At 70.7% G+C, this 16,946-nt stretch carries 15 protein-coding genes; 6 read left to right on the top strand and 9 right to left on the bottom strand.

What is annotated here, in order from left to right; genetic code table 11:
- Positions 1–176 precede the first annotated feature (176 nt).
- Together D7Y13_RS08720 and D7Y13_RS08715 are read left to right on the top strand one after the other, a co-directional pair.
- The gene (locus tag D7Y13_RS08720) at positions 177–2,420 is read left to right on the top strand and encodes a protein-arginine deiminase family protein (protein ID WP_120583318.1); all 2,244 of its coding nucleotides are present in this window, start codon (positions 177–179) and stop codon (positions 2,418–2,420) included.
- Positions 2,421–2,457: 37 nt separating this feature from the next.
- Complete coding sequence (locus tag D7Y13_RS08715; RefSeq protein ID WP_199732746.1) at positions 2,458–2,721, top strand: YkgJ family cysteine cluster protein; 264 nt, start codon at positions 2,458–2,460, stop codon at positions 2,719–2,721.
- Positions 2,722–2,732: 11 nt separating this feature from the next.
- Here the strand turns inward: D7Y13_RS08715 and D7Y13_RS08710 are convergent, their stop codons facing one another.
- The 5 genes from D7Y13_RS08710 to D7Y13_RS08690 form a co-directional block, all read right to left on the bottom strand.
- Entirely contained in the window at positions 2,733–3,218 is a 486-nt protein-coding gene (locus D7Y13_RS08710) for an SRPBCC family protein (protein WP_120583317.1), read from the bottom strand.
- Complete coding sequence (locus tag D7Y13_RS08705; RefSeq protein WP_120583316.1) at positions 3,215–3,553, bottom strand: ArsR/SmtB family transcription factor; 339 nt, start codon at positions 3,551–3,553, stop codon at positions 3,215–3,217. Before D7Y13_RS08705 ends, D7Y13_RS08710 begins: the two co-directional genes overlap by 4 nt.
- A gap of 61 nt (positions 3,554–3,614) precedes the next feature.
- Positions 3,615–4,505: a 4-hydroxy-3-methylbut-2-enyl diphosphate reductase gene (locus tag D7Y13_RS08700; RefSeq protein WP_120583315.1), complete on the bottom strand. Its 891-nt coding sequence runs from the start codon at positions 4,503–4,505 to the stop codon at positions 3,615–3,617.
- A 93-nt stretch (positions 4,506–4,598) separates the two neighbouring features.
- On the bottom strand, positions 4,599–6,308 hold the full coding sequence (locus tag D7Y13_RS08695) for a M56 family metallopeptidase (RefSeq protein WP_120583314.1): 1,710 nt from the start codon (positions 6,306–6,308) through the stop codon (positions 4,599–4,601).
- Positions 6,305–6,691, bottom strand: a complete 387-nt coding sequence (locus D7Y13_RS08690) for a BlaI/MecI/CopY family transcriptional regulator (protein WP_120537741.1) — start codon at positions 6,689–6,691, stop codon at positions 6,305–6,307. The genes D7Y13_RS08695 and D7Y13_RS08690 overlap by 4 nt, the downstream gene beginning before the upstream one ends.
- A 139-nt stretch (positions 6,692–6,830) precedes the next feature.
- On the opposite strand from D7Y13_RS08690, the gene D7Y13_RS08685 reads away from it, so the two are divergent.
- Complete coding sequence (locus tag D7Y13_RS08685; protein WP_120583313.1) at positions 6,831–7,202, top strand: DUF2256 and DUF3253 domain-containing protein; 372 nt, start codon at positions 6,831–6,833, stop codon at positions 7,200–7,202.
- A 252-nt stretch (positions 7,203–7,454) separates the two neighbouring features.
- The gene (locus tag D7Y13_RS08680; protein WP_120583312.1) at positions 7,455–8,717 is read left to right on the top strand and encodes a saccharopine dehydrogenase family protein; all 1,263 of its coding nucleotides are present in this window, start codon (positions 7,455–7,457) and stop codon (positions 8,715–8,717) included.
- Between the two features lie 34 nt (positions 8,718–8,751).
- Here D7Y13_RS08680 and D7Y13_RS08675 read toward each other — a convergent pair whose 3' ends face one another.
- On the bottom strand, positions 8,752–9,948 hold the full coding sequence (locus tag D7Y13_RS08675; protein ID WP_120630658.1) for a bifunctional methionine sulfoxide reductase B/A protein: 1,197 nt from the start codon (positions 9,946–9,948) through the stop codon (positions 8,752–8,754).
- 235 nt (positions 9,949–10,183) lie between these two features.
- On the opposite strand from D7Y13_RS08675, the gene D7Y13_RS08670 reads away from it, so the two are divergent.
- On the top strand, positions 10,184–10,480 hold the full coding sequence (locus tag D7Y13_RS08670; RefSeq protein WP_120534467.1) for a hypothetical protein: 297 nt from the start codon (positions 10,184–10,186) through the stop codon (positions 10,478–10,480).
- Between the two features lie 22 nt (positions 10,481–10,502).
- On the opposite strand, the gene D7Y13_RS08665 is transcribed toward D7Y13_RS08670, so the two are convergent.
- Both D7Y13_RS08665 and D7Y13_RS08660 read right to left on the bottom strand, forming a co-directional pair.
- Positions 10,503–10,970 (bottom strand): 2OG-Fe(II) oxygenase, encoded by a 468-nt coding sequence (locus D7Y13_RS08665; RefSeq protein ID WP_233595494.1) that lies wholly within the window; start codon positions 10,968–10,970, stop codon positions 10,503–10,505.
- Positions 10,971–11,061: 91 nt separating this feature from the next.
- Positions 11,062–12,360, bottom strand: coding sequence for an FG-GAP repeat domain-containing protein (locus D7Y13_RS08660; protein ID WP_158620348.1), 1,299 nt, complete (start codon positions 12,358–12,360; stop codon positions 11,062–11,064).
- Between the two features lie 190 nt (positions 12,361–12,550).
- Here D7Y13_RS08660 and D7Y13_RS08655 point away from each other — a divergent pair, with 190 nt between their 5' ends.
- Positions 12,551–13,405, top strand: coding sequence for a class I SAM-dependent methyltransferase (locus tag D7Y13_RS08655; protein ID WP_120630657.1), 855 nt, complete (start codon positions 12,551–12,553; stop codon positions 13,403–13,405).
- Here the strand turns inward: D7Y13_RS08655 and D7Y13_RS08650 are convergent.
- Positions 13,391–16,795: a hypothetical protein gene (locus tag D7Y13_RS08650; RefSeq protein ID WP_147444274.1), complete on the bottom strand. Its 3,405-nt coding sequence runs from the start codon at positions 16,793–16,795 to the stop codon at positions 13,391–13,393. The genes D7Y13_RS08655 and D7Y13_RS08650 overlap by 15 nt on opposite strands.
- Positions 16,796–16,946: the final 151 nt, after the last annotated feature.

The following is a 16,946-nucleotide window of genomic DNA, read 5'->3' as shown; positions in this document are numbered from 1 at the left end:
GGGGAGGGGGGGGGCGGAGGCGGGGATTCTAGCAAGCCGGCCACGAGCGCCCAATGACCCGGGAGGCCGCGAACCGCGGCCCACCTTCGTGGGCTGGGCGTTTGCCGGGATGCGTCCAACGCCCGTAGCCTGGGGATTTCCGGCGTTCCAGACTCACCGTGTTTCCAGGAGAAGCCATGCCCAGGCGAGTCACCGTCCAGCTCATCGACTCCCAGTACGACCCGGTGCCCGGTCTGCGGGTCGTCCTCGTGCAGACGGCTGAGCGCCTCCAGACGAACGCGGAGGGCGAGGTCACCTTCACGCACGTCCCCGACGTGGCGACGTTCGAGGTCTTCCGGGGCGAGACGCGCGTCGCGGGGCACGTGGCGGCGCAGCCCCTCGCTGACGGGACCACGCTCGTCCTGCGCGTGGGTCCGCAGACGGTCGCGCGACTGTTCCTGGATGCGGACCGCGATGGCACCCTGACGTCGGAGGGGCTCGACCGGTGGGACTGGGGCGTGGGGCCGGGCAGGAAGGGCGCCATCATCCTCTGCAACCTGGATGCGGATGGGGCCATCCCCCAGCGCGCGGACAACAGCGATGAGGTGATCAACGGAGGGGACGACGCGCTGGACATCGCGCCGCTGGAGGTCCGGCGCGACGGTGCGCACCGTCCTGATGCGACGTGCACCCTGTCGCTGGAGAACCCGAGGGACATCCAGCGGATCCGCATCTTCGACGGAATCTCGGCGGGGGCCCGGGCCCTCATCGGGCCGCGCAATGGGCACACGTGCCGGTTGGATCTCTCCAGGCCCGTCCTGCGCCTGGGCATGGAGGCCCTCCGGTTCGACCTCACGCCGGACGAGCAGGACATCGTCCTCGTGCTGACCACGAGTGCGCCCGAGGGAACCGTGGTGCAGCGGGCCCGGGTGCGCGTCGCGCCCTGGATGATGCAGCACCACCTGGAGCCGCCCCAGACGGTCTACGTGGTCGCGGGCACGACGCCCCGGTTCGACAACACCGCGTTCCGGAGCACGCTGAAGGCCATCGTCGAAACCCGGCTGGGGCTGTCCCTGGTGGAGCTGCCCTGCATCGACGGAGACCGCTGGGGGCAGGACAGCCTGGAGTTTGGAAGCTCCAACCTTCCCACGCACGGCCTCCACGCCATCCTCGGTGCCTCGCGGAGGGTCGGGTTGATCAACCACTTCGCTCAGCGGGGACGGGGCCCCGGCGTCGGCTTCTTCGGCTTCGCCGCCGAGGCCGAGAGCGACATGAACAAGCTTGGCAACCTGGAGGTCACGCCGCCGGTGATGGACCACAAGGGGCGCAACTTCCCGTTCGGCCGCATCTACTACGGCGACGGCGCCGGGGCGCGGCGCCGGTTGGATCCGAACGTCCAGGCCTTCCTGAAGGCGCAGCGGGTCCAGGCCCCCATCGTCATCGACACCGGCTGGCTGGATGTCGGCCATGTCGATGAAATCCTCTCGTTCGTTCCCGCGGAGGACGGAGGCTGGAAGCTCTGCCTGCCCAGTCCCCTGCTGGCCCTGACGCTGTTGGAGGGCGTGCTGAAGGCCGAACCGAACGCGGTGCTGCTCGAGGGAAGGTCGGTTCAGGGCGTCGAAGGCGAGGGCTTCGAGGAGCCCATCCAGACCACGGTCGCCGCGTTCTTCAAGGACGGCATGGGAGGAGGGGGCGCCCGCCGCCCCACCGGGATGCCGAACATGATGATGCCTCCGCGCCGGGAACCGATGCCGGTGCAGCGCAGGCCTCACCCCGGTCTGGGGTCACTGTCGTCGGTCCGTCGCCCGGGCGCGATGCCCTCCTCGGTCCCGTTCGAGGGCATGGGGGGAGGATTCCCCCGGGGAATTTCAGAGGTGCCCACGCTCGCGAGCGTCATCGCCTTCAACAAGCGCGCGGATGAGCAGCTCCAGAAGTTGGTTGATCAGTTGAAGAGGGACATCGGCCTGCGAGACGAGCAGATCCTCCGCATCCCCGTGCTCTACCGGCAGGGCAAGATGAAGGGGCTGGCGACCCTGACCGCGAACATGGTGAACATGCTCGTGCTGGAGCGGCACTGCATCATGGCGAAGCCCTTCGGCCCCATGCTCCATGCGAACAAGGTCCAGAGCGGTCCGTACGGCCAGCTGCTGGTGCCCCACGGAATCGACCGGGTCCTGGACGTGCCCGCGCATGGCACGTTCGACCTGTTCGAGGTCTACGTGAAGAGCCTGTTCCGCAAGCACGGCCTCACGGCCCACACCCTCGACAACTGGCGCGCGTACCACGACAAGGGCGGCGAGGTGCATTGCGCCACCAACACCCGGCGGGGGCTGACCCTCAAGCGCTGGTGGGAGTTCGCGCCCGAGGACGCCCTGGGCCTGCTGCCGCCGCTGCATACGCTCCGGCCCAGCTCGCTCCCGCTGGTGCGCCAGCTGCTCTGAAACCCACGGGCGGCTGAAGGTCCGCGGACCCCGCAGTATGGAAGGGAAGGTCCGCGCGAGCCTCTTGTTCGCGCGAACAGGCCAGGGCCGGGAGGGTGCACGGCCCTACACCTGTCCGCTGTTGGACCGCGAAACAGGCGCGTGTCGCGTCTACGCGCACCGGCCGCTGGCCCTGCACGGGGACGCGGACGTCCTCTGGGCCAACCAGGACGCGCTGGAGGACGCGGTGGCGCGACTGGGCGGCGCCACGCGTCCGCTCTTCGAGTGGTTCGCGCAAGCCCCCTCCCCGGACGGAGGCTGACGCCGGGCCGCTCAGCCTGGCGCCGCGAGCACCTTGTCGAGCGCCACGTAGCTCTGGTTCATGCCCTCGGTCATGCCGGACTGGACCATGCCGTCGCGCTCTTCGGTCGTGTGGAACAGCGAGAGGGTGATGACCTTCGTGCGCCCGTCGCCCAGGTCCTCCAGCATCGTCGACTCCACGATGACGTGGCCGGGCATGCCGTCCCACTCGAAGGTCCGCACCATGCGCTCCGGGGGCGTCACCTCGCGGAAGCGCCCCTCGAAGCCATGCTGCCCGTCGGGCGTGTGTTCGACGAAGCGCCAATGGCCTCCGCGCTGGACCTCCAGGCGCTCGATGACCAGCGTGTTGCCCCGGCCCCACCACTGGGCCACGAGCGCGGGGTCGGTCATGGCCTTCCACACGCGCTCACGGGTCGCGTTGAAGATGCGTTCGGTGCGGACCTCCCGGTCGGACGGTTGGGTCACCGTGGCGGGGGATGGCTTCGCGGCGGGGCTCATGGCGTTCCTTTCGTGCGCTCGAGGAAGTCCTCGAGGTGATCCAGGCGTTGCTCCAGCAAGGTCCGGTACGCGGTCATCCACTTCGCCACGTCCTCGAGCTTCCGGGGACCCAGCCGGCAGTGCCTCACGCGCCCCACCTTCTCGGTCGTGACGAGGCCCGCCTCCTCGAGGACGCGCACGTGCTTCTGCAGCCCGGTGAGCGTCATCTCGAAGTGCTCGGAGAGGCTTCCCATCGAAGACGCCTCGGACTTTCCAAGGCGCATCAGGATGGCCCGGCGCGTCGGGTCCGACAGCGCCGAGAAGGAGCGATCGAGGTGGGATGAAGACTGAACCATTTGGTTCAGTGATAATCCCTGGGATGGCCTGGGTCAAGGCCGCGTGGGGCGCTGGGGCGGGCTACGGCTTGCGCGGCGTGCCCGCGTCCCTGGACAGCGAGCGGACGAACACGGAGTCGATGCCGTGGATGCGCAGCTGCATCAGGTCCTCCGCGCTGGCGTTCGTGTAGCCCAGGCCGCGCATCTCGTTGACGAAGGCGGGGGTGACGCCGTGGATGCGCATTCCCACGAGCTCGTCGGCCTTCAGGTCCTTGAAGCCCAGGCCGCGCATCTCGCGGATGAAGTCCGGCGTCACGCCGTGGATGCTCATGGACAGGAGCGTCTCCAGCGCCAGGCCCTTGAAGCCCGCGGCGGCCAGGGCCTGGATGCGCTCGGGCGTCACGCCGTGGATGCGGCTCTGGACGACTTCGTCCAGCGACAGCTTGGGGTAGCCCGCCGCGGCGAGCGCCCGCACGTACTCCGGGGTGACGTTGAAGATGCCCACCTGGAGCAGGTCGTCCACCGAGCCCACGCGGTAGCCCGCGGCGGCCAGCGCCTTGACGCGCGCGGGGCCCACGTCGACCGTGGCCAGCGTGAGCTGCTCCTGCGCGTCCGGCTTGGGGATGCCCAGCTCCGACAGCGCCTTCACGTAGGCGGCGTTGGGGGTGAAGCGCCAGGTGCCCGTGCCCTGCTGCGCTCCGAAGCGGCCCTCGAAGGCGAAGGTGCCGGCTTCGCGCACCAACTGGAAGGGGGCGCTGCTGCCTTCCTTCGTGGACAGTCCCTGGAAGGAGGCGAGCGGCGTGGAGAAGCCGTGGTTCGATCCAGGTCGGTCCTTCGGGTGCAGCGACAGGTGCAACTCCTGCTCGCGCACCGTGCCGACCCAGGCGCCGGACTCCGAGGCACCTTCGGCGAGAACGGGGAGGGCGAAGAGCAGCATGAACACGGTGAGCCACGGCGACAGGCGGGACGTCATGACGGCGACTCCTTTTCGGGCAAGGCGCGGCCCGCCCACGCGCTCGAAAGGGAGCGCGCGGGTTGGGGCCGTGTGGTGAAGGGGGAAGGGGCGTTACTTCTTGGGCTGGCGCATGCGGCGGATGAAGTCCGCGTCCACGCCACCGGCGCGCAGGCGCCGCAACTCATCCACGGAGGCGGGCTTCAGGCCCGCGGCTTCCAGCTCGTGGATGTACTCGGAGGTGACGCCCAGGGCGCGCAGCTCCACGGCCGTGTCCAGGTCCAGGCCCGTGAAGCCGGCGGACTTCAGGTCGTTCAGCCAGGCCGCGTCCAGGCCCAGGGCCTTCGCCGCGAGCAGCTGCTCCGGATCCGTCTGCTGGAAGCCCAGGCCCGCCATCTGCTCCAGCCACTCCGGGGTGACGCCCAGGTGCTTCATGCCCACCAGCAGCTCGGAGGGGATGGGCTTGCCGAAGCGGGCCGCCATGGCCTTCGCGTACTCCGGCGTGATGCCCGCGTGGCCGAACTGGACCAGCGTCTCCACCGTGGGCGCGTAGCCCATGGCGGTGACCTGGGAGACGACCTCCGGGGTGACGCCCGCGACCTTCAGGGACACCAACTGCTCCACCGTGAGGGGGCCTTCGCCCACGCGGGTGGTCGCGTCATCCGCCTCCGGTGCGGCGCGAGCGGCTGGAGCGGCGTTGAGCTCGACGACCGGAGTGGCGTGGACGGGCGCGACCTTCACTTCCGCCACCTTCACGGGCTGCACGGCGAGCGCGGTGAGGGGCACCGCCACCGCGAGGCTGCTGGCCAGCGTGACGATGGAGACCCCCGCGGCCAGGCGAGACGAGCACCGCGACGGGGGCGCCACCACCAGCCGCCGCACGCGGTCCGTCAACGAGCCTCCCAGCGCGGACAGGGCAGGGCCCGCGGCCCCCGTCCCCTGCGACCGCAGTGCTTCCAGCGCGGTGAGCGCACGGGCATACGGAATCGCACCGGGGCCCTGCCGCACGGCGAGGTCGTCACAGCAGTTCTCCCGCTCCACGCGGATGACCTGGGACATCCACCACACGACCGGGTGGTAGAAGAGCAGCGTCTCCACCAGGGTCTGCACCACGTTCACCGCGAAGTCGTGCCGGCGGATGTGCGCCAGCTCGTGGGCCAGCACCATCTCCAGCTCCCGCACCGCGAGCCCTGTGAGCGTGGCGGTGGGGACCAGCACCACGGGCCTCAACCAGCCCAGCGTGGACGGCACCTCCAGCTTCGACGACACCAGCAGCCGCACCGGCCGCGTGAGCCCCAGCCGGCGCGCCATCGCCTCCAGCCGCTCCTGCCATTCCAACGACGCGTGCACCGCCGCGTGGACCTGCTGGCGCAGCAGGAACCAACCCTTCATCAGCCGCAGCGACGAAGCCGCCACGCCCATCCCCCACGCCAGCACCAGCCAGGGCAGGTGCTCACCCACCTGCTGGAACACCTGCTCCAGCGGAGGCCTCGCCTCCGTTCCGGCCGGAGACGGGGACCGCCACGGCGTGGACCCGGTGCTCGGGAGGACCAACGTGTTCATGAAGGGCGTGGCGGTTCGCGCGACGAACGCCGTCGTCCGCCCGGGCCGCGCGCCCGGAGCACGGGAGGCGTGCCGCCACGCGGTGGCCACCGGCAGCGCGAGCATGATGCCCAGGGCACCACACGCCAGCGCATAGCGCAGGTTCGCCGAGCGACCGCCCACCCACCGCAGCGCCAGGGCCAGCGCCACCGCGACGAGCACGCCCTGCCACAGCAGGTGCACGAGCGCCCAGCCCACCGCTTCCAGGATGAGACCGTTCATGATTCCGACTCCTTCTCCAGCGAATCCAGCAACTGGCGCAGCTCCGCCAGCTCCTCGGGGGACGTCTTCTTCGTGGACAGGGCCTGCAGGGCCAGCCGCGCCGGGGAGCCGCCGAACACGCGGTCCACCAGGTCGGTGACGAGCTGCCGCTGGGTGTTCTCACGCGGCACGCGGGCGCTGTAGACATGCGCGCGCTGCGCCTCGTCCCGCATCACCAGCCCCTTCTCCGTCATGATCTGCATCGTCTTCAGCACCGTGGTGTAGCCGCTCCCATCCTGCAGCGTCTCGTGCACCTCGCGCACCGTACTGGCGCCCCGGTCCCACAGCACCCGCAGGATGGCCAGCTCGGCATCCGTGGGGCGTGGCAGCTTTGCTCGACTCATGGCTCCCTCACTCCTTCAGCGATACGGACTGGATATACGAATGACTTCGTAGATGTCAACGAAGGTCTTCGTAGTTCGCGGCGTCCTTGCGCCGGTCGCGGTTGAAACCCGGCGCGGGGGCCGGCATCGGACGAAGTGCATGGCGCCACCTCCCCCCAAGCCCTGTGCCGTCTGCGGCCGCGCCATCACCTGGCGCAGGAAGTGGGCCCGCGACTGGGAGCAGGTGCGTTACTGCTCGGACGCGTGCCGGGGGAAGCGGACCCAGGCGCGTGATTCCCCGCTGGAAGCGCTCATCTTGGAGCTGCTGGCCCGGCGGGCGGGCAGGGCCACGGTGTGCCCTTCCGAGGTCGCTCGCGCGGTGGGCGGGGGAGAATGGCGCTCCCGGATGGAGCCCGTGCGCGAGGCGGCCCGCAGGCTCGTCGCGCGTGGGGTGCTGGACATCGTCCAGGGCGGGCGGGTGGTGGACGCGTCCACCGCGCGCGGTCCCATCCGTCTGCGATTGCGCTCGTGACGCCGGGCGGCGCGGGTGTGGTGTGACGTACAGGTGGATTCCCTGCCCACGCAATCCCGCTTGCGCTCACATGGAGGGTCCGACTACGCGATGGGCCCCCGGCCCCGCCGGAGCAGGTCCAGGGTGGGGACCTCTTCAACGACACGTACACCTTGTCGCCGCGGATGCGGCGGTCACAACTTCGTACCCGCGTCGTGAGGACGTGGCCGGGACGTCCACCCGGGGCATCCGCTGCCGGTACCTGGAGACTTCATGGCCCGCGAGAAGAAGACCGAGTTCGACATCGTCCTGTGGGGTGCCACGGGGTTCACCGGCCGGCTGGTGGCGGAATACCTGGCCCAGTCCCAGGACGCGCAGGGCGCGAAGTGGGCGCTCGCCGGACGGAACGCGGGCCGCCTGGAGCAGGTCCGCGCGGAGCTGGTCCGGCTGAATCCCGCGTGCGCGGCGCTGCCGGTCGTCATCGCGGACGCGAAGGACGCCGCCTCCCTGGATGCGATGGTGGCGCGCACGCGCGTCGTCATCTCCACGGTGGGGCCCTACAACCGCTACGGCAGCGAGCTGGTGGCCGCGTGCGCCCGCGCGGGCACGGACTACTGCGACCTGACTGGTGAAGTGCACTGGATGCGCAAGATGATCGACGCGCACGACACGCAGGCGCGGGAGAGCGGGGCGCGCATCGTCCACACGTGCGGCTTCGACTCCATCCCCTCCGACCTGGGCGTCCTCATGGTCCAGGACTACATGCGCGAGCGGCACGGCGGCCACTGCGACCAGATGCGCTATCACCTGACGCGCATGCGCGGCGGCTTCAGCGGCGGCACCGTCGCCAGCATGATGGACACGTTCGACGCGGTGAAGGCGGAGCCGGCGCTGCGCCGCGTGCTGACGAGCGCCCACGCGTTGGACCCCGAGCCCGGCCGTGGCACGAAGGAGGAGCGCGACCAGATGACCGTGCGCAAGAGCCCGGAGACCGGCGGGTGGACGGCGCCGTTCGTGATGGCCTCCGTCAACACGCGCGTCGTGCGGCGCTCCAACGCGCTGCTGGGCTTCCCGTGGGGCCGCGACTTCTTCTACGCGGAGGTCACCGACTTCGGTCCCGGCGCCAAGGGACTCGCGCTGGCGGCGTCCACCACCGCGGGGCTGGGAGGCTTCATGGCTGCCTCGAGCGTGGACGCGGTGCGCGGCCTGCTGGAGAAGCACGTGCTGCCCGCGCCCGGGCAGGGGCCGTCCGCGAAGATTCGCGAGAGCGGCCGCTTCGAGGTGCGGATGCTGGGCGAGGGCCTCTCACCCAAGAGCGGCCAGCGGGTGAAGGTGGAGGGCAAGGTGGCGGCGAAGGGAGACCCGGGCTACGCGGCCACATCGCGCATGCTCGCGGAGTCCGCGCTGTGCCTTGCCTTCGACACCCTTCCCAAACGGGGCGGCGTCCTCACGCCCGCGTCCGCCATGGGAATGGTGCTGGTGGAACGTTTGCGCAAGGCGGGAATGACTTTCGAGGTCCGCGACCGCGCCGCATGATGCTTGCTGCGCACGGGCCCCTGCCGGGTGCGCATCAGTCGCGCAGGTAGTGGCAGGTGTAGCCGCCCGGATTCTTCACCAGGTAGTCCTGGTGGTAGCCCTCGGCGGGGGTCCACTCGCCCGCGGGGGCGATCTGCGTGACGACGGGACGGGGCCACTTGCCCGACGCGTTGATGCGGGCCTTCACCGCCTCCGCCGTCTTCTTCTGCGCGTCCGACAGGTAGAAGAGGGCGGAGCGGTACTGCGTGCCCACGTCGTTGCCCTGGCGGTTGAGCGTCGTCGGATCGTGCATGCGGAAGAACCACTTCTCCAGCAGCCCCTCGTACGTCAGCAGCTTCGGATTGAAGACGACGCGCACCGCCTCCGCGTGTCCCGTCGTCCCCAGGTGCACGTCCTCGTACGTGGGGCGGTCGGACGTCTTCGCGCCGCCCGTGTAGCCGGCCTCCGTTTCGATGACGCCGGGGATCTTCCGCAGGATGTCCTCCATGCCCCAGAAGCATCCGCCCGCCAGGTATGCCGTCTCCGTGGTGGCCTCCGTCGGGGCCTTCGCCGCCGCCAGCACCACCGCGCCCGCGGCGGGGGCCACCGCGCCCTGGGGCTCGCCAAGCGCCTTGCGACCGAAGGCCGGCAGCCATGTCCCGTAACCCTTCGCGGCCAGCTCGTTCACGGGGATGAAGCGCAGCGACGCGGAGTTGATGCAGTAGCGCAGGCCGGTGGGCTCCGGCCCGTCCTCGAAGACGTGGCCCAGGTGGGAGTCACCGTCCTTGGAGCGCACCTCCACGCGCACCATGCCCAGGCTGCTGTCGCGCTTCTCCACCACGTGCTCCTTCGCCAGCGGGCGGGTGAAGCTGGGCCAGCCGGTGCCGGACTCGAACTTGTCGCGCGAGGAGAAGAGGGGCTCGCCGCTGACCACGTCCACGTAGAGCCCTTCCTCGTGGTGGTTCCAGTAGGCGTTGCGGAAGGGCGGCTCGGTGCCCTCCTTCTGGGTCACCTGATAGACGGTCGGCGACAGGGTGCGCCGCAGCTCCTCGTCGGACGGCTTCGTGTACTTGCGGCCGTCCTTCACCTGCGCAGCTTCGGCGGAAGGGGCGGTGGGGCCGGACGCGGCGCCACGCGCCTCGGTGCACGCGCTCAACGCCGCGAGCAGGACCAGCGCCACGGGCCACAGCCGGCGCGTCACCGTCCTTGGCGCGCGGTGGGCGAGGGGGGAGACGGTTGGGGCGGACGCCATGGACGCTGGCCAACGGACGCGCCCGGGGTGGGCGCTCCTCCCTGGTACGCGGGACCCCCGGGGGCGGTTTCAGCGATTGTTGAATCCTGGGGGCCACAGGTGGGCGAACGGGCCGTCCCGCGCCCCTCCGGAGGCCCGGGCAGTGGCCGGGAAGGCGGGCCAGCGCTACGTTTGTCCCGCGACGGGAGGCATGCCGATGGGCCAGGGACGGGGACCGCGAGGTCCAATCGGACGGGTGACGGGCATCTCGCGGGCCGAGGGCGCCAGCGTCGTCCTCCGCATCCGGGCCCTCCAGCGGGTGGAGAGCACCGCGGCCATCTCCTCCAGCACCACCCCCCGGCGCTCGTTCGCGGAGGTGATGGAGCGCCATGCGCAGGGGCTGTCCTGGTCGGAGCCCCTGCCGCTGCCCCAGGTGCCCCGGGCCCTTCCGCCTCCCGCGCGTGGCTACGAGGACGCGGAGTTGATGCGCGAGGAGCCGGCGCCCGACACCTTCGTCGGCCTGATGTGGTCGAAGTTGAAGCGCTCCCGGTAGGAGGCACCGGGGCGGGCTTCCGTCACGCGCCCCTGCGCCGGTACATGAGGTCGGTGCGGAGCGCGTACTTGCGGCCCTCTGTCACTTCCGCGCCTTCGTGAAGCAGGTGGTGGTTGAAGAGCAGGGCGGTGCCCCGGCTGGGCGTCACGGAGTGGCCGAGCGAGAAGAAGTTCGTCGCGCCGCCATGCATGCCTTCATTCAGGTAGACCATGAAGGTGAGCAGGCTCCGCTCGTCGCGGTGGCGCACGAAGGCGCCGTCGTGGTGCGGCGCGAAGTACTGGCCCACGTCGTAGCGATAGCAGCGCAGCCGCTCGTTCGTCCCGCACGCCTCCCATTCGCGCTCCAGCCGGAGCGGCACGTGGGGCGCGATGCGTTCAAACAGCGTCGACGCCAGCGCGGCGTCGTCGAACATCGCCCGGGTGTTGTTGCGGATGTCGGGGCGCATCACGAAGCCCGCCGACGTGGTGATGGGCGCCGCCGTCGGCCCCACGCCCTCGATGCGCTCAATCAGCGCGAGGCACTCCTCATCGCTGAGCAGGTGCTCGACGGTGAGGAGGAGCGGGTTGGTCGCGCCGAGCGCCTCATCGGGGTTCGGAAGGATGTTCAGCAGGGGGACCTCCGAATGCTTCGGGCAGCGGTTCGCTTTCGCGGCCCATGATGCCTGAATCGGCGGTCCCCGTGCCCTGAGGTCCTGCTCGAGGTGCGGCCCGGGCTTGGGGCCCGGTGAGGTCCACCGCCACGTTCGGGGTGGGAGCACTCAGCAGCGCGGAGACGTCACGGCCCCGCGCGTTCGGGGTCACGAGGTCCGGCTTCGCGTCGTGGTTGATGCGGCCCGCCGCGACCGCGTAGGGCCCGTCTCCCGTGGCGAAGCGGGTGGCCGCGCCGAAGGTACCGTCGCCCCGGCCGGACAGGACGGACACGGTGTCCTCGAAGAAGTTCGCGGTGGCGAGGTCCAGGGCACCGTCGCCGTCGAAGTCCCCGGTCGCCAGGGCGTACGGCCCGCCCTCCACCGGGAAGTCCGAGCGGGGCTGGAACGCACCGGTGCCCGTGCCGCGCAGGAGGGACACGCTCCGGTCCAGGAAGTTCGCGGTGATGAGGTCCAGGGCCCCGTCGCCGTCCACGTCCCCCACCGCGACCGAATAGGGCGAGTTGCCCGTGCGGTAGTCCACGCGAGACGCGAACGTCCCGTCCCCGTGGCCGAGCAGCACCGACACCGTGTCCACGAAGTTGGCGGTGACGAGGTCCACCTTCCCATCGTGATTGAAGTCGCCCACCGCCACCCCGAAGGGCCCCGTGCCGGTGGGGGCCTCCTTCCGGGGCGCGAACGTCCCATCGCCGTGGCTCAGTAGCACCGACACGGAGTCGGTGAGCCCGTTGGACGTCACCACGTCCAGCAGGCCATCGCCGTTGAAGTCGCCCACGCCGACCGACGAAGGCTCCCGGCCCACCGCGAGGTCCGTCCGGGCCAGGAACGTTCCATCGCCCCGGCCGAGCAGCACCGACACCGTGCCGACGAAGTTGCTGGTGACCGCGTCCAGGCGGCCATCCCCGTTGAAGTCCCCCAACGCGACGGCGGTGGGCATGAGGCCGGTGGCCGAGTCCACCGGCGCCGCGAACGTCCCATCCCCCAGGCCCCGCAGCAGCGACACATTGCCCTCGCGGTGGTTGGCCGTGAGGACGTCCATGCGGCCATCCGCGTCGAAGTCGCCCAGCGCCAGCGCGCGCGGTCCCGTCCCCGTGGGGGACGCCAGCGGCGGGTCGAGCATCGGTCGGAGCGCGGGGGCGGTGTCCGGCACCGCGCGCGTCAGCCCCATGCCCACCAGGAGCCCCGTCACGCCGAACAGCAGCACGCCCGCATGGGCCATCCGGTGGCGTCGCATGTCTTCTTCCCCCTCTGCCTCCTTGAACCAGCAAGGCCGTACGAACAGGGTTTCCGTGACATCCCTGCTCGCGGTCCAAGAGTTAAGGCGCAACACCATGCGGGACCATGCCCCTGGGGGGAGGGGTGGTGCCGTGCGGGTGACAGACGCAGGACGGTTCGCACGCGCGAGGTAGGCTCCACGGCCCGCCATGCCCGCATCGCCTGAACCGTCGTCCGCGTCTTCGTCCGGGCCGTCGTCCGAACCCCCCGGGTCGTCTCTCCGCCATGCGCTGGTGGTCACCACGTCGGACCGGGTGGACGGGGTGCTCGCACAGCGTGCGCGTGAGGCGGCGGGGTCGGTGGGGGTGCCCTATGTGGAGCGTCACCACAAGCTGCCCCTGAAGAAGCTGCTCACCGACATGGCGGATGCGCTCGTTGTCTTCGAGTCCACCGCGGTGTCCCTGGTGGACGCGCGGGGGTCGCTTCGCTTCTCCCCGGGGCTCGCGCACCTGCGGGTGAAGCAACTGGATGCGGGCGTGCCGGAGGACATGCTGCTGCGCATCGCGGGGCTGCGCGAAGGTGAGCGCGTGCTGGACTGCACGCTGGGCCTGGGCGCGGATGCGCAGGTGGCGGCGCGGCTGGTGGGGCCTTCGGGGCGCGTCACCGCGCTGGAGAAGAGTCCGGCGCTCTACCTGCTGGTGCACCACGGGCTCGCGGGCCTGCCGCGCCATCCCGCCGCGTGCGCGGTGGACGTGGTGCACGCGGACGCCGCGGAAGCCCTGCGCGCGTTTCCGGACGGCGCGTTCGACGTGGTGCTCTTCGACCCGATGTTCGAGCGCGAGCGCAAGTCCTCGGTCGCGTTCGAGACGCTGCGCCGCCACGCGGACTACTCGCCGCTGACGCGCGCCACGGTGGAGGAGGCCCGGCGCGTGGCGCGCCGGGCGGTGGTGCTCAAGGGGTCGCGCTACTCGCAGGACTTCAAGAAGCTGGGCATCACCCAGGAGCCCGCCCGGCCCAACGCCACGGTGCTGTGGGCGAGGCTGCCGGGTTCAGGGCTTGCGTGAAGGGGGGGTGAGCAGCTCGCGCAGGGCGTCTCCCACGCTGCGTCCTTCGGGGCCCTTGAGGCCCGTGTCGGGCAGCCGGCCCTGGACCGGGAGCATGTCCAGGGGCACCAGCGGGCGCTTGGGGTCGTTCGTCAGCATGAAGTCGCCCCAGTTGACGTCGGTGATCTGGACGCCGTCGCGGCGCAGCGAGTCCTCCAGCTTCTTCAGGGCCTCGGCGTGGCGCTCGGTGATGGGGAAGGGCAGGGGTTTGCCGGCGGCCTGGAGGTCCCGCAGGGCACCCAGGTTCGTTCCCTCCACCTTCTCCATGGCCACGGCCTGTCGCCAGAGCCCCGTCTTCGGATCCGTGACGCGGAACTGCCCCTCGTACTTCGGGCCTCCGTAGGACTCCAGCGCTCGCACCGTGCGGTCGACCTCGTAGGAGGCGGGGTCCCGGAACACCAGGTCGACCTGGTTGTCGACCTTGAAGACGAGCGACTTGCCGTCGCGCTCGCCCGTGAAGATGCGCCCGCTGGCGCCGTAACCATCGGTGATCTCCCGCACCGGGCCGGAAGGCGGAAGCTGGGACAGGAAGCTGGCGTCGCGCAGCGCGCTCTTCATGTCCTGGGGCCGCACGGTGCCGTTGACCGTGTTCGCGAGGACCTTGCGCGTGTACTGGACCAGCTCCGGGTTCTTCGAGGTCCCCAACTCGAAGAGCACGCCCGGAGGATCGCTGGCGAAGGCCTTATTGAACGCGGCCGGGTCCTGCTGGCTCAGCGCCTTCAGGGACCGCGCCATCTCCGGGTCGCCGCCCGCCTTCTCGAAGGTGCCCAGCACCTGCGCCCGCATGGCCTCCGGGGCGAAGTCGTCGTCGACGGCGAACCGGTCGGTGATCTTCTTGTACTCCTCCAACGCCTGCTTCTGGCTCAGCCGCGCGGGCGGCACGGGCTTCGTGGGCGTCTTCACCTCCGGCGTCCGGGGGACCTCCGGCTTCGGGACCTTTCCAGGAGTCGGAGAGGCCTTGGGCGTCGTGGCCGGCTTCGTGTCCTCCAGTCCTCCCAGGAGCTTCGTCTCCGCGGCCTTCCGGGCCTGCTTCACCTCCTGCACGCCCTCCTCGTAGACCTCCTTGAGCCGCTTCAGCGCCGCCGGGGAGGGCTCCCCTTCGATGAGCTGGCCCGTCTTCAGCTCCTGCATGAACCGCCCGAAGGAGTCCTCGCCCCGCTCCGCCAGCGAGCGGGCCACGCCGGACAGCTCTCCCAGCCGCGCATCCGGCGCGACGCCTTCGCCCACCTGGAGCGGTCCGCCGCGCGTCAGCAGTCCCTTCACCTGCTGTTGCAGGCGCGCCTCGTTCTTCGCCGCGTCCAGCACCTGTGCACGCACCGGCGAGGTCATCCCCGGCACGGCCTTGAGTCGCAGGTCCAGCTTGACCAGGTCCTTGGAGGCGTTGAACTCCCGCACCGCGTCCTTCATCGCGTCGAACACGCGCGCCGCCTTCGCGACGCCTCCCAGGTCCGCCGCCGCGCCCGCCATCGCGAGCACGACCCAGCCGAAGGACGGCTCCTGCGAGGACAGGCCGGTGTTGTTCGCGGCGACGCCGGACTGGTACGCATCCAACGCCTCCTTCGCCTGGTACACGCCCACGCCCGCGGACACCCCCGCCACGACGAGGCCGGGAATGCCGGCGCCACCCGACAACAGTCCCGCGCCCACCAGCACGGTGGCCACCGCCACGTCCTTCAGCACCTGCTCGCCCTGCTTGCCGCGCACGTGGTCGTCGATCATCCGCGCCGGCAGCGAGCCGGGCAGGAGGCCCTGCGCCGAGCGCGACGCCGCGAGCAGGTTGTCCAGCCCGTAGAGGAACTGCGGATCATCGCGCAGCTTCGCGCGCGTCGTCGCGATGTCCTGACGGCGCTGATCCACCTGGGCCTTCAGCATTTGCGCGGTCTCTCCCGGTGACGCCTGGGCCAGCTGCTGCGCGAACTTCTGGTCCCGCGCGAGCAGGGGGTGGCGCTCCGCGAGGTTCTTGAGCAGGCCCTCCGCCTTGAAGACGAGGCTGTTGGCGTCCGCGCGGAGCTTCGCGACGTCGCCCTGGGGACGGGCCACGGACGCGTTGGGCGGACGCTCGATGAGGTCCGCCTTCGCGCGCATCGCCTTCGCCTGCGCGTAGAGTTCCCGGGCCGGTGACAGGGCCTCGTTGAGCGCCGTTGGATCCGCGTAGCGCGACTCCGCCGCGAACAGGTCGTGCGCGTACCGGGTGAGCTGCGCCTCTCCCAGCGCCCGCGCCTCCTGCTCGAAGCCCGCGCGGAAGTCCTTGAGGGACTTTTCGTACGCGGGGATGTCCGCGAACCCGTGCTGGGGCAGCTCCGCCTTGAGCTTGCCCTCCAGGACGGCCGCCTGCGAGCCCGTGACGAACAGTCCTTCGTTGGAGTCGACCAGCGCGCGGTACGCGTTGTAGTCCGAGTACACCTGCGCGGGCGTGGTCAGCCGCGTCTGCAACTGGCGCAGGCTGTCGGCCGCGTCCAGGCGCTCGGTGCGCTCCTGACGGTAGCGGTCCACGGACGCCTCGAAGGCGCCCAGGTCCGTCGTGTTGCCGGTGACCCGGCTCGCGTAGTCCGCCAGCTCCTCGGGCGACAGGGTGGAGAGCTTCGCGGCGACCCGCTTCAGCGTCTCCGGATCCACGGTGCCGGAGGGGACATCCTGGCCCATGAGGAAGTCGCGCACGTGCGGGGGCACGCCCTCCAGGGCCTGGCGCTGCTTCAGCAGGTCCTGGCGCAGCGCTTCCCGGTAGGCCTTCTCCTCCGGCGTGGCGGGCTTGTCGCTGCTCTGCGTCTTCTGCCCGTAGCGGCGATCCACCTCCGCTTCCAGCGAGGCCCGCTCCTCCGGGGGCAGCTTCTTCGCGAAGGCGTCGCGTCCGGCCGCCGTCTTCGCGTCCACGGACTTCAGCGTGGTGTCACGGACCTGCACCACGATGAAGCCCTTCTGGACATCCTCCCAGAGCGCCTTGTCCGAGGGCTTCGTGCCGACCCACTCCATCTTCGGCGCGCCAGGGTGCCTCCGCTGGTACTGGGCGTTGATCTCCTCCAGCACCTGGGCCTCGGTCGGGACCTGCCCCTTCATCCTCGTGCGCAGGGCGGTCAGGTCGGCGCGGAAGGGCAGTGAGACACCTTCGTCCTTGGGCGTCGTGCCCCGCACCGTCTGGGCCGCGGGCGCCATGGCGGCCCTGGGGCCCGGGGTGGCCGGCGTCGTCCCGACCGATGAGGTTGCATTGGTCGTGGATGGCCCACCCCCCAGCAGGTCCATCCGCCGCGACGAGGCGGGCGCCGACGTGAAACCGTCGCGGGTGCGCTCCTGGAGCACGCCCGGCGTCGGCACGGTGGGGGACGTCCCCGGAACAGCGGCCGGACGCGCCGGCACCGCCTTCGGCTCCCCCGCGGGAACCCTCGTGAAAGAGGCGAACCCTCCGCCTCCCGTAATGCCTTGGACCGCCATGACCAGCCCCCTCGGAGAACGGATGTTCCCGTCCCTTTACGGGGAAGGCTGGCCGGCGGATTGTTTTGCATTTCCC

It is taken from the genome of Corallococcus praedator (genome assembly GCF_003612125.1).
Classification (GTDB): domain Bacteria; phylum Myxococcota; class Myxococcia; order Myxococcales; family Myxococcaceae; genus Corallococcus; species Corallococcus praedator.
Note: the sequence above shows the minus strand (reverse complement) of the source record. Positions and strands in the feature narration are given on the sequence as shown.